Origin of the sequence: Paraburkholderia lebeckiae, assembly GCF_050436325.1 — a bacterium.
In the GTDB taxonomy this organism is placed as follows: Bacteria; Pseudomonadota; Gammaproteobacteria; order Burkholderiales; family Burkholderiaceae; genus Paraburkholderia; species Paraburkholderia tuberum.
The window spans coordinates 2,600,550-2,625,751 of the sequence record NZ_JBNDLZ010000003.1 but is presented as its reverse complement, the minus strand read 5'-3'; the positions used below and the strand labels follow the sequence as shown (position 1 = coordinate 2,625,751).

Genomic DNA, 25,202 nt, shown 5'->3' with positions numbered 1-25,202 from the left:
GCGAAGAGGAGCGCAAGCGTGCGAGCGCGGCCTCGCGTGGATCGGCGGAGAATACGCGAAACGCGCTGAACGACTGAGATCAAGAGAGAGCGCGCAACGGCTCATGAAGCCGGATGCGCGCGAATGTGGGGATGCGCGACTGGATTGGCGCGGGGATTTGCGCCTGAAGATCGCTGTTGGGTTAGCGCGGCCTGAGCGACGGCGCAACCGGCTCGAACCGCGCACAGACATCGCCGGGCGATACCAACTGGTCATGCAGACCACACAGCCGGCTATCGGCGACGCTCGCGCCGAACCCTGAACTGAACACGGCAAGCCCTGGGATACGCTGCTCGAGCGCATCCCGTTCGTTCACGCGATGCCGGCATCCGGCGCAGCAGGGCGCGTCCGCCGCGCTGCTGCGCTCTGCGGCGCCTATGTATGGCGCAGCGCCCGCGCCTCGATCCATCGAAATCTTCACGGCGTTATCCGAGGCTGTTCCAGTACGACGCGAACACGTGTGCGGACAGCGCGTAACCGATCGCGATATTGACCACCACGCCCGCCGTGAACGCGAGGAACGGCTTCAGACCGGTCGCGGCAAGCGAGCGGAAGCGCGTCGTCAGACCGATGCTCAGGAAGCAGAAGGTGAACGCCCACGTGCGCAGCACCGTGATCGGCGCGACGAACTCCGGCGTGACGACCTTACGGTAATCGGCGAGTGAATAATGGCTCGCGATCCACGTGACCAACGCCGACGCGATCACGAAGCCGATCACGAACTTCGGAAAACGCGCCCAGATCTCACCGGCATTCGCGCGCGCGGCGACTCCGCTGTCCTGCGCTTCCCAGCGCGTCGTCGCGACGATTGCGAGCACGAACGCCCAGATGCCGATCCAGATGTCGCGGCCGACCACCTTCATCAGCGTGAAGGCCTGCAACGACGCTTCCGGCGCGCCGGCGATCGCGCCGCCCGCGTGGCGCGCGAAATCGCCGTAGGCCTGGGCGGCGGCGATGCCCGCGGCGTCGGCGAATTCGGAGGTGCCGATCCAGGCGCCGGCGACGGCCGTCGGCAGTCCAAGCGAGCGCGACGCGAACGGCAGCACGAAGATCATCACGATCGCCCACAGCACGACCAGCGTGATCGCGACCGACGCCTGCTCGCGCTTCGCCCGTACCGCGCCGGCAATCGCGATCGCCGCCGACACGCCGCACACCGCGCCGCCGACACCGAGCACGGCGGCAAAGCGTCGATCGAGTCCGAATGCTCGCGCAACGAAAAAGATCACGAAGAACGTCACCAATGAGACGATGCTCGCCTGGACGACCGCGACCGGACCGGCCCACACGAGCAGCGTGAACGGCAGCGTCGCGCCGAGCAGCACGATACCGACCTTGATGTAGAACTCGACGCGCAGCCCGGCCGCGAGCCACTCCGGCAGCGTGAACAGGTTCGACACGAGCAGCCCGAGCGCGAGCGCGACGAGCGGCGGCTCGAGGTTGTACCTGGACGCGTCTACCCATGCGCCGAGCGTCAGAATCAGCGCGGAAGCGACGAACACGACGATGAACGCGGCGAGAAACGCGCCGACGCGCTGCCGGAGCAGGGCGACGCTCGCGCCGAACAGCACCGCGAATGTGGCGAATAGCGCGAGGTAGTTGGGTAGATGCTTGCCGATGTCCTGCGCGGCCTGCGCGACGCTCGACCATTTGGCCGGCGCGACCGCGAGCCACTTGATGCTGCTACCCGACGCGAACAGCGCCCAAGCGATCACGATCACGAGCAGGCCGACGCCAGCGGCGAGCCAGTCTTCGGTCAGCGAAAAGCCGCTGCCTCGTGCGGTTTGCGCGTCTTGTGTACCTTGCCGCTGACCCGGCGCGTCCGCCGGCACGGTGTGATGGCTGTCGCTCATTGCAGATGCCCCGAGAAAGTTGAGTGGCATCGGCGCGAAGTTATTGTCGTTTAGCCCCAAAATGCGCCGATTTGGCGACTATAGGCGAGCGCGATCGCAAAGCGAAACGATCATTCGCTCTATGGATATGACTCAAAGAAGTATGGCGGGCGTCATCTGGCCCGTGGCGTCAGATGTCGAGCGGATCGACTTCGAGGTTCCAGCGCAGCACGCCCTTGAGCGCGCGCAACAGTGGCTGCCACGCGCGCAGCGTAGCCTGCAGCGCCGCGCGCGACGCGCTTTCGATCAGCAGTTGCGCGCGATGCACGTGCATCACCTTGACGATCGTGAGCGGCACTGCGTCGTAGACGGTGACGCGCTCGGCGGCAGGAATCCGCGCAAGTTCGGCGGCGGCCTGCTGCAGAAACGCGAGCGCCGCTTCGAGCGTGCGGCCTTCGGCGCGCAACAGCGCCTGGTAGACGAACGGCGGCAGGTGCGCGTCGCGTCGCTCGGCGAGCGTCGCATTGGCGAAGCCGACGTAGTCATGACGGCACAGCGCGTGATACAGCGCGTGGCGCGGATAGCGCGTCTGCACCAGCACTTCGCCCGGCAGACCGGCGCGGCCCGCGCGGCCGCTCACCTGCATCAGCTGCGCGAACAGGCGCTCGCTCGCGCGGAAATCATGCGAAAACAGCGCGGTATCGGCGTTCAGCACGCCAACCAGTGACACGCGCTGGAAATCGTGTCCCTTCGCGATCATCTGCGTTCCGACCAGAATATCGACCTCGCCCGCGTGCACGTCCGAGAACAACTGTTGCGCGCTGCCCTTGCGGCGCGTGCTGTCGGCGTCGATACGCAGCACGCGGGCGCCCGGCACCGCGCTCGCAAGCGTTTCCTCGACGCGCTGCGTGCCCCGCCCGAGCGGTGCGATATCGACGTTGCCGCACTCCGGGCACGAACGCGGGATACGAGACTCCCAGCCGCAGTGATGGCAGCGCAGCGCGCGCTCGGGCTTGTGCAGCACGACGTAGGCGCTGCAGCGCGGACAACCGGCCACCCAGCCGCACGCGTCGCAAGCGAGTTGCGGTGCGTAGCCACGGCGGTTGAGGAACACGAGGCTCTGCTCGCCGCGTTCGAGCCGCGCCTTCATCGCGGCGATCAACGGGCCCGACAAACCTTCGATCGATCCCCGCCCGCGCCGGCGCTCGTCTTCGAGATCGATGAGACGCACGCTCGGCAGCGCGGCCTCGGCGACGGCGCGGCGCGACAGCGTGAGCCGCTCGTAGCGGCCCTGATCTGCCTGCCACCAGCTCTCGAGCGACGGCGTCGCCGAGCCAAGCACGACCGGCACGCCGAGTTGCTTCGCCCGATAGATCGCGAGATCGCGCGCCGAATAGCGCAAGCCTTCCTGCTGCTTGTAGGCCGGATCGTGCTCCTCGTCGACGACGATGATCGCCAGCCGCGGCAGCGACGCGAGCACCGCTAGCCGCGTACCGAGCACGATGCGCGCGCGGCCGGTGTGCGCGGCGAACCAGTTGCGGGCGCGCTCGCCTTCGGCGAGACCGCTATGCAGCGTGACGATCGCGCTGGCGTCGAGCGCGGCGAAGCGGGCGCGGAACGCCGCCTCGAACTGCGGCGTCAGGTTGATTTCCGGTACCAGCACGAGCGCTTGCGCAGCGGGCTTGCCGGCCAGAATCGCGGCGAGCGCGCGCAAATACACTTCGGTCTTGCCGCTGCCCGTCACCCCGTGCAGCAGGAACGGCGCGAAGCCGTGGGCGTCGCGGATCGCTTCGACGGCACTCGCCTGTTCGTCGGTGAGGGTTGGCAGGGCAGGCGCGGGCATGTTCGGCAGCGACGCGGCGGCGGGCACCGTGGCGGCGTCGATCACATCGAGCGTGACCCAGCCTGCCGTCTGCCATGTGTCGAGTGTCGCCAGCGCCTTCGGATGCAGCGCGCGGGCGTCGGCAGCGAGGAGGAAGTCGGCTTGAGCGAGTGCTTGAGCGAGCGCTCGGAGCGCCGTCGCTCGGGCCGGCAAGGCGTCAGGCAATACCGTGCGGCCCTCGGCCGTCAACCGATAGCGCTCTTCCGGCGCGAACAGCCGCGACCAGCGCGACGCGTCGCGCAGCGCCTGGGGCAGCCCCGGCAGCGCCACTTCGCCGAGACCGCGCTGATAGTAGTCCGCGGCGAATGAGGCGAGCGCGAGCCAATGTGCCGACACCGGCGGACACGCCGTGCAGACCTGATCCACATCACGCAGGCGCTCGGCCGGCACGTCGCTGTGAGCGGTCACTTCGCAAACGAGCCCCACCACGTGCCGCTTGCCAAACGGAACGCTGACGAGCGTGCCTACGACAGCCGCCCCGGATATGTCGCAGCGGTAGTCGAACAGGGTCGGCAGCGGATGGTCGAGCGCGACGCGGACGAACATTTGGTTCACTCGGCGTGGCGCTGAGGATGAGCCGGCACGAGGCCAGCTCGCGGCGCGGGGTGGGTCGCACGGGACGCGAAGCCGTCGAAGTTAAAGTAAAACCTTAATTTCACCGCTAAGTTTTGGATTCGACTGAACAATTGCGCTCGGCTCGCTGCCCTGTGGATAACTTTGTTGAGAACTTCACTTCGACGGGCCGCAAACGGCGTCACGACGGCCTTGTGTGGGGTTCCGCACATTTCATCACGCGCCCCGCAAACCCTTGCCGGACAAGGCTCAGATCAAATGCGCCGAGTATGTGCAAGGGTCGGGGCAGGATTAAAGTCTCTGCCGCGCCGCAGCGTGCGAAGTGTGCATAAGTCGGCTCTTGACTTTCCTAAGACCACCATCTGGCGGCCTCTTCGCGGACCTGCGGTCCTTAGGGCGAGAGCCCAATTCGCTGCAATGCAACAAGAAACGGTAATGATTACAGTCTCACGCGGGCGTATGTGCACCACTACGAATAGCGCGGCTGTGACGATGCACTTCGTCGACCAGTTCAGAAACATGCTCTGGCGGCGTGAACTGTGAAATGCCGTGACCCAGATTGAAAACGTGGCCGGGATAATTGCCGAAACTGTCAAGCACCGCGCGCGCTTCCATGCGGATCGCGGCAGGCGGCGCAAACAGCACCGACGGATCGATGTTGCCCTGAAGCGCCACCTTGCCACCGACACGTTCGCGCGCCTTGCCGAGGTTCACGGTCCAGTCGAGGCCCACCGCGTCGACGCCGCTTGCGGCGATGTCGTCGAGCCACAGGCCGCCACCTTTCGTGAATGCGATTACGGGCACTTTTTCGCCGTCGTGTTCGCGCTTCAGCTGACTGACCACCTGCTCGATGTAGCGCAGCGAAAAGCGCTGATAGATGCCGTCGGCGAGCGCTCCGCCCCATGTGTCGAAAATCATCACCGCTTGCGCGCCAGCTTCGATCTGCGCGTTCAGATATGCCGCGACCGAGCGCGCGTTGACCTCGAGAATCCGTTGCAGCAGATCGGGACGCGCGTACAGCATCGATTTGACGGTGCGAAAGTCCGCCGAGCCGCCGCCTTCCACCATGTAGCACGCAAGCGTCCACGGACTGCCTGAGAAGCCGATCAGAGGCACGCGCTGGCGGCCTTGCGCGTCCTTCAGCGCCGAGCGGATTTCACGCACGGCGTCGGTCACGTAGCGCAGTGTCGCGTCGATGTCGGGCACCGCGAGGCGCGCGACGTCGTCTTCGGTGCGCACTGGACGGGAAAATCTCGGCCCTTCGCCGTTGACGAACTCGAGACCGAGACCCATCGCGTCGGGCACGGTCAGGATGTCGGAGAACAGGATCGCGGCGTCGAGCGGGTAGCGATCGAGGGGCTGCAAGGTGACTTCCGTCGCGAAAGCCGGGTTCTTCGCGAGACCGAGGAAACTGCCCGCGCGGCCGCGCGTGGCGTTGTATTCCGGCAGATAGCGGCCAGCCTGCCGCATCAGCCAGACTGGCGTGTAGTCGGTGGGCTGGCGCAGCAGCGCGCGCAGAAAAGTGTCGTTCAGGATTTGATGGGCCACGTTGCGTGCGACTGAAGAGCTGAGGGCAAAGGAGCATTTTACCGGAGGCGGCTCCGGACATCGCGCGTCGCGGGGTAATCAATGTTGCGATGGCACCTCGTGGGAAGCGGGCGGGAAGCAGCTCGGACGCACCTCGATCAGCTACCGGCCGCCGCTGCGCGCACGGGTCAGGGTCGCTGCCTTCCGCTGCCTGGGTCGCCCTGGCTGAACGGCCGATGTTCAAGCCCGCGCTGCCAAGCTACTATCCGACAGCTTTACCGATGAATTACACACTACACACCGGGAGACTCGATGAAGAAGGCAGCACTCGCAATGCTCGGCGCGCTCGCCGGCGTCCTGATGCACGTCGGCGTCGCCAGCGCGCAAAACGCCACGCCCGCGCCGTCCAGGCTCGACGACATCATCAGCCGCGGCACGCTGCGCGCTTGCACTACCGGCGACTACAAGCCGTATTCGTTCTACAGGGGCGATGGCCACTTCGAGGGCATCGATATCGACATGGCGGAATCGCTCGCGAAGTCGCTCGGCGTGCAGGTCGAGTTCGTCAAGACGTCGTGGTCGAACCTGATGAACGACTTCGTCGCAAAGTGCGACATCGGCATTGGCGGTGTGTCGCCGACGCTCGAGCGCCAGAAGCATGCGTTCTTCACACAGGCTTACATGATCGACGGCAAAACGCCGATCGTCCGTTGCGACGACGTCAACAAATATCAGACGGTCGCGCAGATCGATCAACCGTCCACACGAGTGATCGTCAATCCGGGGGGCACCAACGAGAAGTTCGCGAAGCAATACTTCACGCACGCAAACCTCACCGTTTATCCGGACAACGTGACGATCTTCAAGCAGATCCTCGCGGGCAAGGCGGACGTGATGGTGACGGATGCGTCGGAAACGCTGCTGCAGCAGAAACTCAATCCCGGCCTCTGCTCGGTGCATCCGGACAAGCCGTTCCAGTACGGCGAGAAGGCCTGGTTGCTACCGCGCGGGGATGTCGCGTTCCAGCAATACGTCGATCAGTGGCTGCATCTCGCTCGAGCGTCCGGCGAGTATCAGGCTATCTCGGACAAGTGGTTGAAGTAAGCCGACCGTGTCCGTTGGAGGCCGTCAGCTGCTGACTGATCGCGGGGGCGGCCTGCGCACGCCTGGGAGATTTGGTGCCGGCGATGATGTAACGAGGGGCGACATCGACGGGTTAATAACTGTCCGGATCAGGTCGAGGGTGCAGCGATGCGCCCCTTTCCAATACGCCGCACAAGCGGATTCGCTTTGCTGCATTGCATCACAGGTTTTTCATCAGATTGCGACGTATTTCGGGGCAGGGTCACAGCGCTGGTTCCGCAGGAAATTCGTCGCTCGAACGCTGCAGACGCAACCATTTCACGCTGATGAGTGACCCAATCTCTGCTGCACCAAGCGTCATGAATGGTATCAATCATGCGTATTAAATTGCGGCGTAGTCATCGGTAATAACTACGATTTAAAGGTCTCATTTTGGCAATAAATCCCGCAGCGCCTTATCTGGCGGGCGTTACAACCTGAAACACTTTGTTACCGCGTTCATAGGGTAATTCGCCCACAATGCCCTCAACGGTTTCAACACGGATGTGGCTGTGTGCGTGGTGTGAGCGGATACGATGCACTTGCCGGTCGGCGCTTGCCGAAGCCCTGTGAAGGGGCATCCCTGCTGGGGCCGTCATCGACGCAGGGTCGTCGTGACAACCGTCCCATCTTTGGTCTCCTCGCGCTAACCCCGTAGCGTGTGGTTTTTAGCGGGCTCCAGGCCCGCTTTTTTTTCGCCTGCTCAAACGTTTGCGCGCGACGAATCCTCGCCGCGCAACTCCTGTTCTATCGTACCTATTTGGCATATTTGGCTGCGCAGTGTGCTGCGGCGGCGTTATGCCGTCTTGTCCTCTCTGAGTTTCAACTCGCCGATCATCCGTTCGCGCATCACGAATTTTTGCACCTTGCCGGTCACGGTCATCGGCAGTTCATCGACGAAGCGGATATATCGCGGCACCTTGTAGTGCGCAATCTGTCCCTGGCAGAACTGCTGGATTTCTTCTGCGGTCGCCTGTTCGCCGGTCCGCAGCACGATCCACGCGCATACTTCTTCGCCATACCTGGTATCGGGCACGCCGAACACCTGCACGCTCTGGATCTTCGGGTGGCGGAACAGAAACTCCTCGATCTCGCGCGGATAGATGTTTTCGCCGCCGCGAATCAGCATGTCCTTCAGCCGGCCAACGATGTTGCAATAGCCTTCGGCGTCGAGCGTCGCGAGGTCGCCCGTGTGCATCCAGCCGTCGACGATACTTTCGTGCGTCTTCGCGTCGTCCCCCCAGTAACCGAGCATCACCGAGTAGCCGCGCGTGCATAGCTCGCCCGTTTCGCCGACCGGCACGATATTGCCGAGCGGATCGACGATTTTCACTTCGAGATGCGGCTGGATGCGCCCCACTGTCGTCGTACGCTTGTCGAGCGGATCGGTCGTCGAGCTCTGGAACGACACTGGGCTGGTTTCCGTCATGCCGTAGGCGATCGTGATCTCGCTCAGGTGCATCTTCGAGACGACCTTCTTCATCGTCTCGATCGGGCACGGCGAGCCCGCCATGATGCCGGTGCGCAGCCGCGAGAAGTCGTATGAGGCGAAGGTAGGATGGTCGAGTTCTGCGATGAACATCGTCGGGACGCCGTGCAGCGCGGTGCACTTCTCCTCCGCGGTCGCGGTGAGTGTCGCGGCCGGATCGAAGCCCTCGCCCGGAAACACCATGTTCGCGCCGACCGACACGCACGCGAGCACCGCCAGCACCATCCCGAAGCAGTGGTACAGCGGCACTGGAATGCACAGGCCGTCCTGCTCGCTGAGCCGCATCGCCATCGCGATATAGCGCGCGTTGTTCACGACGTTGCGATGCGTCAGCGTCGCGCCCTTCGGATTGCCCGTCGTGCCGCTCGTGAACTGGATGTTGATCGGCTCCCGGCACGACAGCGTCGCGTCGACCGCATCGAGCCGAGTGGCGTCGAACGACGCACGGCCACGCTCGATTACGTCGGAAAAGCTCAGCATGCCTGGCGTCTCCGTGTCGCACATGCGGATCACGTAGCGCAGTTCCGGCAGCCGCGCGGCATGCAGTTCGCCCGGCGGCTGCGTCGCCAATTCGGGCGCGAGTTCCTGCAGCATCTCGAGGTACATCGACGTCTTGAAGCGCTCGGCGGTGACGATCGCCTTGCAACCGACCTTGTTCAGCGCGTATTCGAGTTCCGCGAGCCGATAGGCAGGATTGATGTTGACGAGGATTGCGCCGATGCGCGCGGTCGCGAACTGCGTCAGCAGCCACTCGACGCGGTTCGGCGACCATATGCCAACGCGATCGCCCTTCGCGATGCCGAGTGCAAGCAGCCCGGACGCAAGCACATCCACTTCCTGTGCGAATTCGCTCCATGTCCAGCGGATGCGCTGCTCCCGAAACACCACGGCCGGCCGATCGGGAAAGCGCACCGCGGTATCGCGCAGAAGCTCGCCGACGGTCGCTTCGCTCAACGGATTTTCAGTCGACCCGCGCACATACGACAGTCCATCCGCGGGTTCGATGAGCGCACCTTCTCCTGGGCTATGCGTTGCCATGGTGTTGTCTCCGTGAGCGCAAGCGCGCTCGATTGAAATGAATTTGAAATCGATTGTGCACCGGCGCGTATCCGGCCGGCATCAAGTCTTACCCGCACCGCGTCGCATCGACCGCGGCGACCGTCCGTATCTCCATCCCTTTGGATTTTGCCGACCTTTACGTAAACGTCAACTAGATATCAAAAAAAAAGCAGCCGCGCGGGCTGCTTTCTTCTACTACGTGCTGCTTTAGTGCTGGCCGCGCAGCTTGCGCAGACGCTGGATTGCCGCGAGTTGCGCCGTCGCGTACGCAAGTTCCGCCTGTGCGGTCGCGTACTCGAGGTTCGAGCCCGTGTTCTGCAGCGCCTCTTCCGCACGCTTGCGTGCGTCTTCGGCCTTGGCTTCGTCGAGATCCTTGCCGCGAATCGCGGTGTCGGCGAGGACCGTCACTGCGCCCGGCTGGACTTCGAGGATGCCGCCGGCGACGAACACAAACTCTTCTTCGCCGTTTTCAACTTCGATGCGCACCGCACCCGGACGGATCCGCGTGATGAGCGGCGTGTGGCCCGGCAGAATGCCGAGTTCACCCGCTTCGCCTGGCAGCGCGACGAACTTCGCCTGGCCTGAGAAGATTTCCTCTTCCGCGCTGACGACGTCTACTTTAATGGTTGCCATATGTGTCGACTCCTGTCGACGAGAGTTAGCGCTTTAGTGCTGACTCCCGTCCCATGCAAGGCGGGTTGAGCGTAATGAGAGACGCTGGCTTTGCGCAACACTACCGTTTTGGCGGCCGTGATGCGCGAGGCCGGCGCTCGCTTCGTTACACCCGACCTTTACTGGATCTTCTTGGCCTTTTCGAAGGCTTCGTCGATCGTGCCGACCATGTAGAACGCTTGCTCCGGCAGGTGGTCGCACTCGCCTTCGACGATCATCTTGAAGCCACGGATCGTTTCCTTCAGCGGCACGTACTTGCCCGGCGAACCCGTGAACACTTCGGCGACGTGGAACGGCTGCGACAGAAAACGCTGAATCTTACGAGCGCGCGCGACGGCGAGCTTGTCTTCCGGCGCGAGTTCGTCCATGCCCAGAATCGCGATAATGTCGCGCAGTTCCTTGTAGCGTTGCAGCGTTTGCTGCACGCCGCGCGTGATCGAGTAATGCTCTTCGCCGATCACGTGCGGGTCGATCTGACGCGAGGTCGAATCGAGCGGATCCACCGCGGGATAGATACCGAGCGAGGCGATGTCACGCGACAGCACGACGGTTGCGTCGAGGTGGCCGAAGGTCGTAGCCGGCGACGGGTCGGTCAAGTCGTCCGCAGGGACGTACACGGCCTGCACCGAGGTGATCGAGCCAGTCTTGGTCGACGTAATACGCTCCTGGAGCTTACCCATTTCTTCAGCCAGCGTCGGCTGATAGCCCACTGCCGACGGCATACGTCCGAGCAGTGCCGACACTTCCGTACCGGCCAGCGTGAAACGGTAGATGTTGTCGACGAAGAACAGCACGTCGAGGCCTTCGTCACGGAAGTGCTCGGCCATCGTCAGGCCGGTCAGCGCGACGCGCAGACGGTTGCCCGGCGGCTCGTTCATCTGGCCGTACACCAGCGCGACCTTGTCGAGAACGTTCGAGTCCTTCATTTCATGATAGAAGTCGTTCCCTTCGCGGGTACGCTCGCCCACACCGGCGAACACGGAGTAACCGCCGTGTTCCTTCGCGATGTTGTTGATCAGTTCCATCATGTTCACGGTCTTGCCCACGCCGGCGCCACCGAACAGACCCACTTTACCGCCCTTTGCGAACGGGCAGATCAGGTCGATAACCTTGATGCCGGTTTCGAGCAGCTCGGTCGACGGCGACAGTTGGTCGAACGCCGGAGCCTTCTGGTGGATCGCACGCGTGGTGTCGCTCGAGATCGGGCCGGCTTCGTCGATCGGACGGCCAAGCACGTCCATGATACGGCCGAGGGTCGGCTTGCCGACCGGCACGCTGATCGGGTTGCCCGTGTTCTTGACGATCGTGCCGCGGCGCAGACCATCCGAAGCACCCAGACAGATGGTACGGACCACGCCGTCGCCCAGCTGCTGCTGGACTTCGAGCGTCAGTTCCGAACCTTCCAGAATGAGCGCGTCGTAGATCTTCGGCATGGTTTCACGCGGAAATTCCACGTCGATCACCGCGCCGATGCACTGTACGATCTTGCCTTCTACCAAAGCAGTAGTACTCATCGCTTTTCCTTTAGATACTCAATTCTTCACTCGCGCAAAGGCGCAGTTTCTCCGATGGGTGCGCCGCTCGGGCGCACACGCAACGACCTGCCGACCGGGGTCAGACGGCCGCCGCTCCACCGACGATTTCCGACAGTTCTTTCGTGATCGCGGCCTGACGGCTCTTGTTGTAGACCAACTGCAGATCGTTGATGACCGTCTTCGCGTTGTCCGAAGCGGCTTTCATCGCGACCATGCGGGCCGACTGCTCCGATGCCATGTTTTCCGCGACGGCCTGATAGACCAGCGCTTCGACATAACGCACCAGCAGTTCGTCAACCACTGCCTGCGCATCCGGCTCGTAGATGTAGTCCCACTGCGTGCTCGGCGTCGTACCGTCTTCTTCCGTGCGCTCGAACTGGTCCGCCGACAATGGCAGCAGTTGCTCGATCACCGGCTCCTGCTTCATCGTGTTGACGAAGCGCGTGTACGCGAGGTACACCGCCGAAATCTTCCCTTCCGAATACAGGTCGAGTTGCACCTTCACAGCGCCGATCAGTTTTTCCAGATGCGGCGTATCGCCCAGTTGCACGACGTTCGACACGACTTTCGCCTGCAGTCGGTTCAGGAAGCCCAAGCCCCTGCTGCCGATCGCGGTTGCCTCGATCGTCTTGCCCTGGCCTTCCAGTTCCTTGAACTTCTGCACCGACGCACGCAGCACGTTGGTGTTCATCCCGCCGCACAGACCTTTATCAGTCGTGACGAGGATGACGCCGGCCGCCTTCGCGCCTTCGTTCGACACCATGAACGGGTGACGATACTCCGGGTTCGCACGGCTCATGTGCGCGGCGATATCGCGGACCTTGTCGGCATACGGGCGAGCAGCGCGCATGCGCTCCTGAGCGCGGCGCATCTTCGATGCGGCCACCATCTCCATCGCTTTCGTGATCTTGCGCGTGTTTTGCACGCTCTTGATCTTGCCGCGAATTTCCTTCATTCCAGCCATTGCTTGCTCCTTTGTCGGCCCGAGTTAGCGCTTTAGCGCTTACTCGGGTCCCATGCAATGCGGCCGAAGTAGCGCGGGAGCATTCGCATGCGGCCCGCGCCGCTTCAAGGTCCGTTTATGCCTTGCGGATCACTCGCGGATCAATAAGCGCCGGACTTCTTGAAGTCTTTGACGGCCGTGTGCAGCAGGCCTTCGTCGTCCTTCGAGAGTTCCTTGGTATCTTCGATACGCTTGACCAGGTCGGCATGGCTCGACTTCAGGTGGTCGCGCAGGCCCTTTTCGAACGGCAGGACTTGAGCAACTTCGAGGTCGTCGAGATAGCCGTTGTTCGCCGCGAACAGCGACACAGCCAGTTCCCACACCTGCAGCGGCTGATACTGCGGCTGCTTCAGCAGTTCCGTCACGCGGCGGCCGCGCTCGAGCTGCTTGCGGGTCGCTTCGTCGAGGTCCGATGCGAACTGCGCGAACGCAGCGAGTTCACGGTACTGCGCGAGGTCTGTACGGATACCGCCCGACAGCTTCTTCACGACCTTCGTTTGAGCCGCGCCACCCACACGCGACACCGACACGCCAGCGTTAATTGCCGGGCGGATACCTGCGTTGAAGAGGTCGGTTTCAAGGAAGATCTGGCCGTCGGTAATCGAGATCACGTTCGTCGGAACGAATGCGGTCACATCGCCTGCCTGCGTTTCGATGACCGGCAATGCCGTCAGCGAACCGCTCCTGCCCTTCACTTCACCATTGGTGAACTTCTCGACGTACTCTTCCGAGACGCGAGCAGCGCGCTCGAGCAGACGCGAGTGCAGATAGAACACGTCACCCGGGTAAGCTTCACGGCCCGGCGGGCGGCGCAGCAGCAGCGAGATCTGACGGTATGCCCAAGCCTGCTTGGTCAAGTCGTCGTAAACGATCAGCGCGTCCTGGCCGCGATCGCGGAAGTATTCGCCCATCGTGCAGCCGGCGTACGGCGCGAGGTATTGCATTGCGGCCGAATCCGAAGCCGAAGCGGCCACGACGATCGTATATTCGAGCGCGCCCGATTCTTCGAGCTTACGCACCACGTTCACGATCGACGAAGCCTTCTGGCCAATCGCGACGTAGATACAAACGAGGTTCTTGCCCTTCTGGTTGATGATCGCGTCGACTGCGACCGCGGTCTTGCCGCACTGACGATCGCCGATGATCAGCTCACGCTGGCCACGGCCGATCGGCACCATCGCGTCGATCGACTTCAGACCGGTCTGGACCGGTTCCGAAACCGACTTACGCCAGATCACGCCCGGTGCAATCTTTTCGATTGCGTCGGTCTTCTTCGCGTTGATCGGGCCTTTGCCGTCGATCGGGTTGCCGAGTGTGTCGACCACACGGCCGAGCAGTTCCGGACCCACCGGCACTTCGAGAATGCGGCCCGTCGTCTTGACGATGTCGCCTTCCGAAATGTGTTCGAACTCACCAAGAATCACGGCGCCGACCGAGTCGCGCTCGAGGTTCAGCGCGAGACCGAAGGTGTTGCCCGGGAATTCGAGCATTTCGCCCTGCATCACTTCCGACAGGCCGTGGATGCGCACGATACCGTCGGTCACGGAGATCACGGTGCCCTGGTTGCGAACGTCTGCGCTCGCTTCAAGGCCCTGGATCCGGCTCTTGATCAGCTCGCTGATCTCAGAGGGATTGAGTTGCATTATTCGCTCCTGATAGTCAATTCTGTTGCGTGCCAGCCGCCAAAACGCGAAGCGCTTCAGGCCGTCAGAGCCGTTTGCATGCTGGCGAGCCGCGCGCGGACCGAGGTATCGAGCACTTCGTCGCCGATCGTCACGCGTACGCCGCCGATCAGCGAGTGATCGACTTCGACCGTCGGTTTCAGCTTACGCTTGAACTTGCGTTCGAGGCTTGCGACGAGTTCGTTCAACTGCGCACCTTCGAGCGGGAATGCGCTGACGATCAGCACATCTGCTGCCCCTTCGCGGGCGTTCTTCAACTCTTCGAACTGCGAGGCGATTTCCGGCAGCAGCTGCAGGCGATGGTTGTCCACCAGCATCTGCACCAGATTCTTCGCTTGCGCGTTGTCCTTGAGCGGCGACTTGACCGCAGCCAGCAGCAGATCGCTAACCTGGGCGCGACTCACTTTCGGGCTCGAGGCGATCGACAGCACTTCGGGCAGACGCGCAACCTGTGCCAGCTCCTGCACGAGCGTGGACCAGGCGGCGATGTCACCAGCTTCGGCCACGCCAAACAGCGCTTCCGCGTACGGACGGGCGATGGTTGCAAGTTCGGCCATGATCAGAGCTCTGCTTTCAGTTGATTCAGCAGGTCAGCATGAGCCGCCTGGTCGACTTCGCGCTTCAGGATCTGTTCAGCGCCCTTCACAGCGAGTGCAGCGACTTCGCCACGCAGCGTCTCGCGCGCCTTCACGACTTGCTGGTCCGCGTCGGCCTTCGCCTGCGCAATGATGCGGGCGGCTTCCGACTGCGCCTGAGCCTTGATTTCGTCGGCGACTGCGACCGCGCGCTTTTCAGCGTCGGCGATGCGTTGCTGGCCGTCGTTGCGAGCCTGAGCCAGCTCCTGGTCGACGCGCTTGTGAGCGGCTTCGAGTTCCTGCTTGCCCTTTTCCGCGGCGGACAGACCGTCGGCGATCTTCTTCGCGCGCTCGTCGATGGCGTTGATCAGCGGCGGCCACACGAATTTCATCGTGAACCACGCGAGGATCAGGAACACGACCATTTGCGCAAACAGGGTTGCGTTGAGATTCACGGTGTTTCCTTAAACGTTGCTTGTTCGGAAAGTGAAACGGCAAGGCGCTCATCGATTCTGCTCGATCAGCGCCCCAGTACCCGTCCCGCCCTGCGCCTTTACCAGTTATAGCTCAGGCGCAAACCTCCGAGGAACCTCAGCCTGCCAGCTTCGAGAGCAGCGGGTTCGCGAACGCAAACAGCATTGCCACACCAACGCCAATCAGGAACGCCGCATCGATCAGACCAGCCAGCAGGAACATCTTGGTTTGCAGCGGGTTCATCAGTTCCGGTTGACGGGCGCACGCTTCAATGTACTTGCCGCCCATCAGACCGATACCGATACAGGCGCCGATAGCACCCAGGCCGATGATGATGCCGATACCGATGGCGGTCAGACCCTGGATGTTGGCGATGAAAGCTTGCATGATCACTCCTTTGTGAAAAGTCTTTTAGAACTGGTTGGAACTGGGATTTAGAAAACTACGATTCTTTGCCGACAGCGCAGGTTAGTGCGTGTCGTGTGCCTGGCCGATGTATACCAGCGTCAGCATCATGAAAATGAACGCCTGCAGCAGAACGATCAGGATGTGGAAGATCGACCACACTGTGCCGGCGACCACGTGGCCGATGAAGCCAAGCACCGTCGTGTCCGCGCCGAAGCTCCAGAGGCTGCCGAGCAGGGCAATCAGCAGGAACAACAGTTCGCCCGCGTACATGTTGCCGAACAGCCGCATGCCGAGCGAGACCGTCTTCGCGACGAACTCGATGATGTTCAGTGCCAGGTTCGGGATCCACAGAAGCGGATGCGCGCCGAACGGAGCGGACAGCAGTTCATGCACGAAGCCGCCAGCGCCCTTGATCTTGAAGTTGTAGTAAATCATCAGCACGAACACGCCGAGCGCGATGCCGATCGTGCCGTTGAGGTCGGCGGTCGGCACGATGCGGTGGTGCGGGATGGCTTCGGACAGACCCAGCCAGCCGATCACACGGCCCGGCAGGTCGACGGGAATGAAGTCGAGCGAGTTCATCAGCGCGACCCAGACGAACACGGTCAGCGCGAGCGGCGCGATGAAGGTGCGCGAGCCGTGGATCATCGCCTTGGATTGATCCTCGACCATTTCGACCAGCATTTCGATCGCGCATTGGAAGCGGCCCGGCACGCCGGCCGTTGCCTTGCGGGCTGCCAGATGCAGCACGAAAATCGTGACAAGGCCGCACACGATCGACCAGAAAAGGGTGTCGAGATTCCACACATGGATGTCGAAAATCGACGTCTGGTGTGCGGTGGAAAAGTTCTGCAAGTGGTGCGCGATGTACTCGGACGGATCCATTGCGCGCGTGCCTTCGCTAGCTGCCATATCGTTAAAGCCACCCAAATTGTCGAAAATCGTTCGAGGCCGCTCCCGCCGGAATACTGTGTTGCGGGAACGCACCGGGTGCGGGCCCTGTCTCATCCGCACACCCGTGCCGGCGCTACGCGCCGGCCTTAAATTCTTTTTGCTGCTATTTTTTGTGCTGCTACCTTAGCGCCACGCCAAGGCGATCCAGTAAGTCTTCAGCGCGATGAGGTAGGTCACGAGCAGCGGAATCCAGCGTACGTCGTGATACCAGAAGGCGATTGCGACAAACATCGCAATCGTTGTCCCCATCTTGAGTGCTTCGCCGATCATCCAGCTCATCACGGTCTCGGCGCCGCCCTGCTTTTTCAGTCGTGCCGCGAACAACGCGCCCGGCACCCAGCAGATCGCCCCCCCGAGGAACGCGGACAGCGCAGCAGCGCCCGGCGGCTTGTAGAACAGCCACCACAACAGCGTTGCAACCAGGGACAAAACCATTTGCGCTGCGACGACCTTGAACGGGGTCACGCGCGATGGACGACCCACGCCGGGACCAAACAGCTTTTCCGCCTCGGCCCGCGTGAGCGGAACGATATTGTTATCTTCCTGCGCGTCATCCCACGCTTCGGCCGGATCGAGCTGCCGACTGGAGGACATCTCGGGTGCGGAGCGTTCAGCGCGGTGTCTGTCGTCACCATTCTCCGGCGACAGATTCGACGTTTTGACCGCCATCGCAATGTTCCGAAAGTCTCGTTCAGCCCGCGAGTTTACGCAGCGCTTACGGGGTTGCCGTGCAATTAAATCCGGGCGATTGTAAGCGATAGTTGCAGGCAATTCAAGGCTTTAGGTCAGCCTATAATCGCGTGAAACTTCCCCTCACGATGCGGTAAAACGTACGCTAACGACGCGAAACACGTCAAATGTAAGGCGGGCGAGGGGCGGCAAAACCCGGGCGGGTGGTCGCGTGGATCGAAGCTCGTTGGCGGTGCGTTTCGACGCTGCGGCAGACGTCTCGAAAATGCAACAAATGCCTCTTTTACGGGACAGCTCTTCTATTGAGCTGAATCAACCTCACGGCAAATTTCGATGATGATCGCGCCGCTTTTGACAGCGGCTCGTCAGGATTATTATCGCGCGGATGTGGAGTGCCTGAAGCTAGGATTCCTGATTATTCGTGCATCGGTTGTTTTGGAATCCACAATAGTCGCTCGCACCGAGGTAGACCAACTCGCGGCAGTGCTCATGCACAGGCCGCCAGCCGTTCATCACCCTTGCCTGCTGAGCGCCAATCTGCGCTCAGACGTTCGCGTTCCCGCGCAAACGAACCAGAATGCCTTCCAGCGCGTCGAGATCGCCGAAGTCCACCAGCACCTGGCCGCGACCGCGTCGGCCGAGCTTGATTTTCACCGTCGCGGACAGCAGGTCCGACAGTTCCTCTTCCAGGCGTCGCGTGTCACGGCCGCCGTCCGGATTCGCGCGGGCCTTGACCGCCGGCGTCACCTTCGTGGTCATCGCAACCAGCTTTTCCGTCTCGCGCACAGACAGGCGCTTGTTGACGACCTGGTTGGCCAGCGTGATCTGCGTCGCAGCGTCGACGGCGAGCAGCGCGCGAGCGTGGCCCATGTCGAGATCGCCGGCGAGCAACATCGTCTGTACCGGTGTCGCAAGATTCAGCAGACGCAGCAGGTTCGACACCGCGCTGCGCGAACGGCCCACCGACTCTGCCGCTTGCTCATGCGTGAAATTGAACTCGTCGAGCAGGCGCTGGATACCTTGGGCCTCTTCGAGGGGATTCAGATCCTCGCGCTGGATGTTTTCGATCAGCGCCATCGCCGCGGCGGCCTGGTCGGGCACGTCCTTCACAAGCACCGGCACCTCGTCGAGGCCTGCGAGCCGCGCCGCGCGAAAACGCCGCTCCCCCGCGATGATCTCATAGCGATCTGCCGCGATCGGACGCACGAGAATCGGCTGCATCAGCCCTTGCGCGCGGATGCTGGCCGCAAGCTCCTGCAGCGCGCCTTCGTCCATGCGCATGCGCGGCTGGTATTTGCCCGCCTGCATCTTGCCGAGCGGCAATACGTTCGGCGCGCCGTCGATCACCGCTGCCTCGGTGATATCGGCGGTGCCGCCGAGCAATGCCTCCAGACCGCGGCCCAGTCCCTTCTTTCTTGCTACTGCGTTCATCGTGCTTCCTCGATCCGCTTAGGATGCCTGGGGCGCGTCATTCAGCGCGCGCACCCGCTCAATCATTTCGACGCCGAACTGCACGTACGCCTGCGCGCCTCGCGACGCCCTGTCGAACACCACACCGGGCAGCCCGTAGCTGGGCGCCTCGGCCAATCGCACGTTGCGTGGAATCACGGCGTCGAAGACCTTGTCGCCAAAGTGCTCTTTCAATTGATCCGAGACTTGCTGTTGCAACGTGATGCGCGGATCGAACATGACGCGCAGCAGACCGATCACCTTGAGGTCTCGATTCAGATTCGCGTGGACCTGCTTGATCGTGTTGACGAGGTCGGACAGCCCTTCGAGGGCGAAGTATTCGCACTGCATCGGAATGACGACGCCGTGCGCGGCGCATAGTCCGTTGAGCGTCAGCAGTGACAAAGCCGGCGGGCAATCGATCAGCACGAAATCGTACTCGCCCTCGACCCCGGCGAGCGCCGCCTTCAGTTGACGCTCGCGATTCTGCATGCTGACGAGTTCGACCTCGGCGCCCGCGAGCTCACGGTTCGCGGGAAGCACGTCGTATCCGACCGCATCGGGCCGCACGCGCGCATCGGCCACCGACACGTTGTCCACGAGCACCTCGTAGACCGTGTTCGTACATTCGGCCTTGTCGATACCGCTGCCCATCGTGGCGTTGCCTTGCGGGTCCAGATCGATGAGAAGGACTCGCTGTCCCTGCGCTGCCAGGCTCGCGGCCAGATTGACTGTGGTGGTCGTCTTGCCGACGCCGCCCTTCTGGTTCGCAACGCAGAAGATTTTTGCCATCGTTGGAGTGTCCCTTTTGCTGCTTGGATGAAGTGAAAATCGTTGAGTGTGCTTACAGGTCGCAGCGGCCGTCAGCTTTCGGGGTCCACTCGCACCTCGATCAGATGCCGCTCGGCGTCCAGCGACGGCACGTTCAGCCGGATAATCTGCTCCACGTGAGCGCCCGCCGGCAGACGGTCGATTTCGGCATCCGGCCGCACACCCTTCATCGCCAGGATCGCGCCCTGCTCCGCAACCAGATGACGGGCCAGTGTAACGAAATCCGAGAGTTCTGCGAACGCGCGCGAGACGATTACGTCGAACTTTGCCGGTACTTCGGCGCCAGGCCGCAGCGTCTCCACCCGACCGGTCACAACCGATAGGTTCGCGAGGCCCAGTTCCGCCTTCGCCTGCGACTGAAAGGCAGTCTTCTTCTGGACGATGTCGTTCGTCGTGATGGTCCAATCGGGCAGCACGATCGCAAGCACGATGCCTGGCAGCCCCCCGCCCGAACCGACGTCGAGCGCCGACGACGGCCCGCGCGGCGCCAGATGCGGCACGATCGATAGCGAATCGAGAATGTGCTGGATTAGCATCTGCTGCGGATCGCGGATCGCTGTCAGGTTGTAGACGTTGTTCCACTTCGCGAGCAGCGTGACGTAATCGAGCAACCTGCGCTGCTGCGCATCGCTGAGTTCGAGACCGAGTTCACGAACACCGTCCGCCAGCAATGACGCCAAGGCCTGCTGGTCGATTCCCCTCTGCGCTGCCGTCATTGAACCACCGGCGTGCTGTCGGCGCCGGGCTCGGCGGACTTCGACGGACGACGCCCGAGGCCGCGCTTGAGATGGACCATCAGCAGCGAGATCGCGGCAGGCGTGATGCCCGAAATACGCGACGCCTGTCCGATCGTTTCCGGCCGGAACTGCATCAACTTCTGGCGAGCTTCGAACGACAGCCCACGCACCTCGGTGTAGTCCAGCCCTTCAGGCAGACGCGTGTTCTCTTGCGCCTCGTTGCGTTCGATCTCACCGGCCTGTCGGTCGATGTACCCCTGATATTTGACGCCGATTTCGATCTGTTCCTTGATTTGTGCGAGTAGCACGCGGTCTTCCGCAAGTGCTTCGGGCGCGCCACAAGTGCCGTCACGCAGCCCGCAGACGCCGTCATAGCTGACGCCCGGACGACGCAGCAGGTCCACGAGACTGTATTCGTGGTCGATTGGCTTGCCAAGCAAAGCGGTCGCCTCTTCTGCCGATAAGGTCTTAGGATTAACCCAGGTTGAACGCAAGCGCTGTGTTTCACGTGAAACAGCGTCACGCTTGCGACTGAAGGCGTCCCAGCGGGCGTCATCGACCACGCCGAATTCGCGCCCGATCTCCGTCAGCCGCATATCGGCGTTGTCTTCGCGCAAGCTCAGACGGTACTCCGCGCGGCTCGTGAACATCCGGTACGGCTCGGACACCCCGCGCGTGACCAGATCGTCCACGAGCACGCCGAGATACGCCTGGTCGCGACGCGGACACCATGCTTCCTTCCCTTGCACGAACAGACCGGCGTTGATGCCGGCCAGAGCGCCCTGTGCAGCTGCCTCTTCGTAGCCGGTCGTACCGTTGATCTGTCCGGCGAAGAACAGACCACTGATCACCTTCGTTTCTAGCGATGCCTTCAGCCCACGCGGATCGAAATAGTCGTACTCGATCGCGTAGCCCGGCCGCAGGATATGCGCATGCTCGAGGCCGCGCATCGAACGCACCAGCTCGAGCTGCACGTCGAAGGGCAGGCTCGTCGAAATCCCGTTCGGATAGAACTCGTTGGTCGTCAGACCTTCCGGCTCGAGGTAGATCTGATGCGATTCCTTCGACGCAAACCGGTGAATCTTGTCCTCAATCGACGGGCAATAGCGGGGTCCCACCCCCTCGATCACGCCCGTGTACATCGGCGAACGATCGAGACCGCCGCGGATGATGTCGTGTGTCCGTTGATTCGTATGCGTGACCCAGCACGGCACTTGGCGCGGGTGCTGCTCGACACGCCCGAGGAACGAGAACACCGGCACCGGGTCCAGATCGCCGGGCTGCTCTTCCAGCTGCGAATAGTCGATCGTGCGACCGTCGATTCGCGGTGGCGTACCGGTCTTAAGCCGGCCCTGCGGTAGCTTCAGCTCTTTCAACCGCGCCGACAGCGAAACCGCAGCCGGGTCGCCGGCGCGTCCGCCGGTGTAGTTGTTCAAGCCCACGTGAATCTTGCCGTCGAGGAACGTGCCCGCCGTCAGCACCACTGCGCGAGACCGGAAACGAATACCCACTTGCGTGATGGCCCCGACCACGCGGTCGCCCTCGACCATCAGATCGTCGGCCGCCTGCTGAAATAGCCAGAGGTTCGGCTGATTCTCTAGACGATGGCGGATCGCGGCCTTGTACAGCACGCGGTCGGCCTGAGCGCGCGTCGCGCGGACCGCCGGTCCTTTCGACGAATTCAGGATCCGAAACTGGATGCCGCTTTCGTCGGTGGCGGCCGCCATGGCGCCACCTAGCGCGTCAACCTCCTTGACCAGATGGCCTTTGCCAATGCCGCCAACCGACGGATTGCAGCTCATCTGACCAAGGGTCTCGATGTTATGGGTCAAAAGCAGCGTTTTGTTGCCCATGCGCGCCGACGCCAACGCAGCTTCGGTGCCGGCATGACCGCCGCCGACGACGATTACGTCAAATTCTGTGGGAAAAAGCATCGGGGATCTCACGCCAGATCGTCGCGTGAGCCTTCAAAGGAAATGTATGGGCGAATTATAACGGGTTCAGTTGCGACCCGAATTTCGTCGCCATGGTGAAACAAGAAAAAGCGGTGTGTTTCACGTGAAACACACCGCTTCCAGAAACAGCGACCAGCGAAATTAGTGCAGGCTTATGCCACCTTTTTGGCAAGACCGAGATAGGTTTCGATCACCCGGGGATTCTGCGCGAGGTCGGTTGCCGGTCCTTCCAATGCCAACTCGCCGGTTTCCAGCACGTAGCCGTAGTCCGAGATCTGCAATGCAGCGCGCGCATTCTGCTCGATCAGCAGCGTCGCGACGCCCGTCTGCCGCAAGGCGCTGATGATATGAAAGATTTCCTTCACGATCAGCGGCGCGAGACCGAGGCTCGGCTCGTCTAGCATCAGCAGATCGGGCTTGCCCATCAGGGCGCGGCCGACCGCGAGCATCTGCCGCTCGCCGCCCGAAAGCGTGCCGGCCGCCTGCTTGCGCCGCTCCTTCAGCCGCGGAAACAGTTCGAACACCGATTCCAGCTGATCGAGAAAGTTGCGCTCCCCTGCTCGCTTGCGCCGGTAGGCGCCAAGCAGCAGATTGTCCTCGACGGTCATAGAAGCGAAAAGCTCGCGCTTTTCCGGCACCAGGCACATCCCAAGCGCAACACGTTTTTCGACCGGCATCGCGCTGACGTCGTCGCCCTGATAGGAAACCGCGCCTTTCGCATGACCGGACGTCGGCAACGCGCCCATGATCGCATTCAGCAGCGTCGACTTTCCCGCGCCGTTCGGGCCGATCACGGAGACGATCTGCCCCGCCCGCACCTTGATCGCCGCATTGTGCAGCGCTTCAACCTTGCCGTAGCGGACGGACAAATGACTCACTTCGAGAATCGGCCCCGCTGCCGCCACGCCGCTCGTTGTCATGTTGTCCATCATTCCACCCCACCCAGATATGCTTCGAGCACCGCCGGATCCTGCTGGACTTCCTGGGGCAGGCCTTCTGCGATCCGCGTGCCGAACTCCATCACCACGAGCCGGTCCGTCAAATTCATTACGAAATCCATATCGTGCTCGACGAGCAGTACGCTCATCCCTTCTGTCTTCAGTCTGCGCAGCAGTTCGGCGAGCTGAAGCTTTTCCTGATACCGCAGACCAGCGGCCGGTTCATCGAGCAATAGCAGAGTCGGATCGCAGCACAGGGCGCGCGCGATTTCGAGAATCCGCTGTTGACCAAGCGCCAGGCTGCCCGCTTCGTCATACATGTGCTGTTCGAGGCCGACGCGGCGAATCTGCCGAGCGGCTTCGGCCATCAACCGCGCCTCTTCGGAACTGTTCAGCCGCACGACACTGCGCCATACGCCCGCATGGCCACGCAGGTGCGCACCGATCGCGACGTTCTCGAGCACGCTCATACCCGGCAGCAGCTTCACGTGCTGGAACGTGCGGCCGATCCCGCGCTTGACGATTTCACGTGAACTCAGCGCATCGATGCGCTCGCCGCGGAACGTGATCTCGCCGCTCGTCGCCTGCAGCACACCGGTCACGAGATTGAAGGTCGTCGACTTGCCTGCGCCGTTCGGTCCGATCAGCCCGATGATCTGCCCCGCTTTGACCTCAAAGCTGACGTCGTTCACCGCGACGAGACCGCCGAACTGCTTGCGCGCCTTGCTCACCGTCAGCAGGTCTTCGCCGGTCTGTGGCTTGTTGCGCTGCGGCAGAGGATCCGCGTGATCTGCGAGATGCGCCCGCGGGCCACGCGGGAAAAAGCGCGCGACGAACGGCCAGACGCCCTGCCGCGCGTACTGCAGAAGCAGCACCATGATGATGCCGAACACGATCACTTCGAAGTTGCCGTTCTCGCCGAGCAGTTTTGGCAGCAGCGTCTGCAAATAATCCTGCAGCACGGTCAGGATCGCCGCGCCGAGCACCGCGCCCCAGACGTGCGAGACGCCGCCCACCACCGCCATGAACAGGAACTCGATGCCGTGATTCAGTCCAAACGGCGTCGGATTCACGGCGCGCTGCAAGTGCGCGTACAGAAAACCCGAGACCGAGGCAAGCACCGCCGCATAGACGAAAATCACGACGCGCATCCAGCCGGTGTTGACGCCCATCGCCTCGGCCATCAGACCACCGCCGCGCAACGCGCGGATTGCGCGACCCGGCCGGCTATTAAGCAGATTCTGAACAGAGACGACCGCGCCGAGCACGACCACCCAGATCAGGTAATAGATATGGCGGCCGGACTCGAGATTGATCCCAAAAACATTCAACACCGGGATGCCGTTGATGCCGTCGTACTTGCCGAGCATGTCGAGATTGCCGAACAGGTAGAACAGCGCGAGCCCCCACGCAATCGTGCCGAGCGGCAGAAAGTGGCCGGATAGGCGCATCGTCACGAGACCGAGCATCAGCGCAACGAGCGCAGTGACGATCACGCCCGCGATCAGCGCGAGCCACGGCGACACGCCGAAGTTCGTCGTCAGATACGCGGTTGCATACGCGCCGATGCCAACGAACGCGGCCTGCCCGAAGCTCGTCATTCCGCCGATACCCGTCAACAGCACGAGGCCGATTGCGACGATCGAATAGAGGCCGATGTAGTTCAGCAGCGTGACCCAGTACTCGGGTACATGGATCGGATGCGGCAGAACCGGCAAAGCGAACAGCACCACGAGGAACAACCAGAAGAACTTCATTTGCATGATTCGTTTCATC

21 protein-coding genes are annotated in these 25,202 nt (G+C 62.4%); 1 reads left to right on the top strand and 20 read right to left on the bottom strand.

Translation table 11 applies throughout. The features are described 5' to 3' along the window. Positions 1-181 precede the first annotated feature (181 nt). From OKW44_RS29965 to hemE, 4 genes are all read right to left on the bottom strand, one after another. Positions 182-355, bottom strand: a complete 174-nt coding sequence (locus OKW44_RS29965; protein ID WP_239499017.1) for a hypothetical protein — start codon at positions 353-355, stop codon at positions 182-184. Positions 356-464: 109 nt separating this feature from the next. After that, positions 465-1,892 carry a YeiH family protein gene (locus OKW44_RS29960; protein WP_018418846.1) on the bottom strand — a complete coding sequence of 476 codons (1,428 nt, stop codon included), beginning with the start codon at positions 1,890-1,892 and terminating at the stop codon, positions 465-467. A gap of 169 nt (positions 1,893-2,061) precedes the next feature. After that, positions 2,062-4,299 (bottom strand): primosomal protein N', encoded by a 2,238-nt coding sequence (locus OKW44_RS29955; protein ID WP_018418847.1) that lies wholly within the window; start codon positions 4,297-4,299, stop codon positions 2,062-2,064. A 474-nt stretch (positions 4,300-4,773) separates the two neighbouring features. Then, positions 4,774-5,874, bottom strand: a complete 1,101-nt coding sequence (gene hemE, locus OKW44_RS29950; RefSeq protein ID WP_018418848.1) for a uroporphyrinogen decarboxylase — start codon at positions 5,872-5,874, stop codon at positions 4,774-4,776. A 291-nt stretch (positions 5,875-6,165) separates the two neighbouring features. On the opposite strand from hemE, the gene OKW44_RS29945 reads away from it, so the two are divergent. Further along, on the top strand, positions 6,166-6,957 hold the full coding sequence (locus OKW44_RS29945) for a transporter substrate-binding domain-containing protein (RefSeq protein ID WP_018418849.1): 792 nt from the start codon (positions 6,166-6,168) through the stop codon (positions 6,955-6,957). An 814-nt stretch (positions 6,958-7,771) separates the two neighbouring features. On the opposite strand, the gene OKW44_RS29940 is transcribed toward OKW44_RS29945, so the two are convergent. The 16 genes from OKW44_RS29940 to OKW44_RS29865 all read right to left on the bottom strand — a co-directional run bounded on the left by OKW44_RS29940 (position 7,772) and on the right by OKW44_RS29865 (position 25,201). Beyond that, entirely contained in the window at positions 7,772-9,502 is a 1,731-nt protein-coding gene (locus tag OKW44_RS29940) for an AMP-binding protein (protein ID WP_018418850.1), read from the bottom strand. A 228-nt stretch (positions 9,503-9,730) separates the two neighbouring features. Next, positions 9,731-10,156, bottom strand: coding sequence for a F0F1 ATP synthase subunit epsilon (locus OKW44_RS29935; RefSeq protein WP_008917918.1), 426 nt, complete (start codon positions 10,154-10,156; stop codon positions 9,731-9,733). Positions 10,157-10,314: 158 nt separating this feature from the next. After that, complete coding sequence (gene atpD, locus OKW44_RS29930) at positions 10,315-11,709, bottom strand: F0F1 ATP synthase subunit beta (RefSeq protein ID WP_026225520.1); 1,395 nt, start codon at positions 11,707-11,709, stop codon at positions 10,315-10,317. Positions 11,710-11,809: 100 nt separating this feature from the next. Next, a complete protein-coding gene (gene atpG, locus OKW44_RS29925) occupies positions 11,810-12,694 on the bottom strand; it encodes a F0F1 ATP synthase subunit gamma (RefSeq protein ID WP_026225521.1) in 885 nt (294 codons plus the stop codon). Between the two features lie 140 nt (positions 12,695-12,834). Then, a complete protein-coding gene (gene atpA / locus OKW44_RS29920) occupies positions 12,835-14,376 on the bottom strand; it encodes a F0F1 ATP synthase subunit alpha (RefSeq protein ID WP_018418853.1) in 1,542 nt (513 codons plus the stop codon). A 56-nt stretch (positions 14,377-14,432) separates the two neighbouring features. Then, the gene (locus OKW44_RS29915) at positions 14,433-14,972 is read right to left on the bottom strand and encodes a F0F1 ATP synthase subunit delta (RefSeq protein ID WP_018418854.1); all 540 of its coding nucleotides are present in this window, start codon (positions 14,970-14,972) and stop codon (positions 14,433-14,435) included. Positions 14,973-14,974: 2 nt separating this feature from the next. Further along, positions 14,975-15,445 carry a F0F1 ATP synthase subunit B gene (locus OKW44_RS29910; protein WP_018418855.1) on the bottom strand — a complete coding sequence of 157 codons (471 nt, stop codon included), beginning with the start codon at positions 15,443-15,445 and terminating at the stop codon, positions 14,975-14,977. 136 nt (positions 15,446-15,581) lie between these two features. Then, on the bottom strand, positions 15,582-15,851 hold the full coding sequence (gene atpE, locus OKW44_RS29905) for a F0F1 ATP synthase subunit C (RefSeq protein ID WP_007180033.1): 270 nt from the start codon (positions 15,849-15,851) through the stop codon (positions 15,582-15,584). Between the two features lie 81 nt (positions 15,852-15,932). Further along, on the bottom strand, positions 15,933-16,784 hold the full coding sequence (gene atpB / locus OKW44_RS29900; protein WP_026225522.1) for a F0F1 ATP synthase subunit A: 852 nt from the start codon (positions 16,782-16,784) through the stop codon (positions 15,933-15,935). A gap of 165 nt (positions 16,785-16,949) precedes the next feature. Further along, positions 16,950-17,495 carry an ATP synthase subunit I gene (locus tag OKW44_RS29895; protein ID WP_018418857.1) on the bottom strand — a complete coding sequence of 182 codons (546 nt, stop codon included), beginning with the start codon at positions 17,493-17,495 and terminating at the stop codon, positions 16,950-16,952. Positions 17,496-18,059: 564 nt separating this feature from the next. Further along, positions 18,060-18,947 carry a ParB/RepB/Spo0J family partition protein gene (locus OKW44_RS29890; protein WP_018418858.1) on the bottom strand — a complete coding sequence of 296 codons (888 nt, stop codon included), beginning with the start codon at positions 18,945-18,947 and terminating at the stop codon, positions 18,060-18,062. Between the two features lie 18 nt (positions 18,948-18,965). Then, the gene (locus OKW44_RS29885; RefSeq protein ID WP_018418859.1) at positions 18,966-19,757 is read right to left on the bottom strand and encodes a ParA family protein; all 792 of its coding nucleotides are present in this window, start codon (positions 19,755-19,757) and stop codon (positions 18,966-18,968) included. Between the two features lie 71 nt (positions 19,758-19,828). After that, positions 19,829-20,512: a 16S rRNA (guanine(527)-N(7))-methyltransferase RsmG gene (gene rsmG, locus OKW44_RS29880; protein WP_018418860.1), complete on the bottom strand. Its 684-nt coding sequence runs from the start codon at positions 20,510-20,512 to the stop codon at positions 19,829-19,831. Continuing rightward, positions 20,509-22,467, bottom strand: a complete 1,959-nt coding sequence (mnmG, locus tag OKW44_RS29875; protein WP_018418861.1) for a tRNA uridine-5-carboxymethylaminomethyl(34) synthesis enzyme MnmG — start codon at positions 22,465-22,467, stop codon at positions 20,509-20,511. Before mnmG ends, rsmG begins: the two co-directional genes overlap by 4 nt. 173 nt (positions 22,468-22,640) lie before the next feature. Next, entirely contained in the window at positions 22,641-23,417 is a 777-nt protein-coding gene (locus OKW44_RS29870) for an ABC transporter ATP-binding protein (RefSeq protein WP_018418862.1), read from the bottom strand. After that, entirely contained in the window at positions 23,417-25,201 is a 1,785-nt protein-coding gene (locus tag OKW44_RS29865; protein WP_063713706.1) for a branched-chain amino acid ABC transporter ATP-binding protein/permease, read from the bottom strand. Before OKW44_RS29865 ends, OKW44_RS29870 begins: the two co-directional genes overlap by 1 nt. Position 25,202 lies beyond the last annotated feature (1 nt).

What these genes read in the sequence shown, in the direction of transcription:
- OKW44_RS29960 (WP_018418846.1), bottom strand. Translation starts at nt 1,892, where the DNA reads ATGAGCGACAGCCATCACACCGTGCCGGCGGACGCGCCGGGTCAGCGG.
- OKW44_RS29955 (WP_018418847.1), bottom strand. Translation starts at nt 4,299, where the DNA reads ATGTTCGTCCGCGTCGCGCTCGACCATCCGCTGCCGACCCTGTTCGAC.
- OKW44_RS29945 (WP_018418849.1), top strand. Translation starts at nt 6,166, where the DNA reads ATGAAGAAGGCAGCACTCGCAATGCTCGGCGCGCTCGCCGGCGTCCTG.
- OKW44_RS29940 (WP_018418850.1), bottom strand. Translation starts at nt 9,502, where the DNA reads ATGGCAACGCATAGCCCAGGAGAAGGTGCGCTCATCGAACCCGCGGAT.
- OKW44_RS29935 (WP_008917918.1), bottom strand. Translation starts at nt 10,156, where the DNA reads ATGGCAACCATTAAAGTAGACGTCGTCAGCGCGGAAGAGGAAATCTTC.
- atpD (WP_026225520.1), bottom strand. Translation starts at nt 11,709, where the DNA reads ATGAGTACTACTGCTTTGGTAGAAGGCAAGATCGTACAGTGCATCGGC.
- atpG (WP_026225521.1), bottom strand. Translation starts at nt 12,694, where the DNA reads ATGGCTGGAATGAAGGAAATTCGCGGCAAGATCAAGAGCGTGCAAAAC.
- atpA (WP_018418853.1), bottom strand. Translation starts at nt 14,376, where the DNA reads ATGCAACTCAATCCCTCTGAGATCAGCGAGCTGATCAAGAGCCGGATC.
- OKW44_RS29915 (WP_018418854.1), bottom strand. Translation starts at nt 14,972, where the DNA reads ATGGCCGAACTTGCAACCATCGCCCGTCCGTACGCGGAAGCGCTGTTT.
- atpE (WP_007180033.1), bottom strand. Translation starts at nt 15,851, where the DNA reads ATGCAAGCTTTCATCGCCAACATCCAGGGTCTGACCGCCATCGGTATC.
- atpB (WP_026225522.1), bottom strand. Translation starts at nt 16,784, where the DNA reads ATGGCAGCTAGCGAAGGCACGCGCGCAATGGATCCGTCCGAGTACATC.
- OKW44_RS29895 (WP_018418857.1), bottom strand. Translation starts at nt 17,495, where the DNA reads ATGGCGGTCAAAACGTCGAATCTGTCGCCGGAGAATGGTGACGACAGA.
- OKW44_RS29890 (WP_018418858.1), bottom strand. Translation starts at nt 18,947, where the DNA reads ATGAACGCAGTAGCAAGAAAGAAGGGACTGGGCCGCGGTCTGGAGGCA.
- OKW44_RS29885 (WP_018418859.1), bottom strand. Translation starts at nt 19,757, where the DNA reads ATGGCAAAAATCTTCTGCGTTGCGAACCAGAAGGGCGGCGTCGGCAAG.
- rsmG (WP_018418860.1), bottom strand. Translation starts at nt 20,512, where the DNA reads ATGACGGCAGCGCAGAGGGGAATCGACCAGCAGGCCTTGGCGTCATTG.
- mnmG (WP_018418861.1), bottom strand. Translation starts at nt 22,467, where the DNA reads ATGCTTTTTCCCACAGAATTTGACGTAATCGTCGTCGGCGGCGGTCAT.
- OKW44_RS29870 (WP_018418862.1), bottom strand. Translation starts at nt 23,417, where the DNA reads ATGGACAACATGACAACGAGCGGCGTGGCGGCAGCGGGGCCGATTCTC.
- OKW44_RS29865 (WP_063713706.1), bottom strand. Translation starts at nt 25,201, where the DNA reads ATGAAACGAATCATGCAAATGAAGTTCTTCTGGTTGTTCCTCGTGGTG.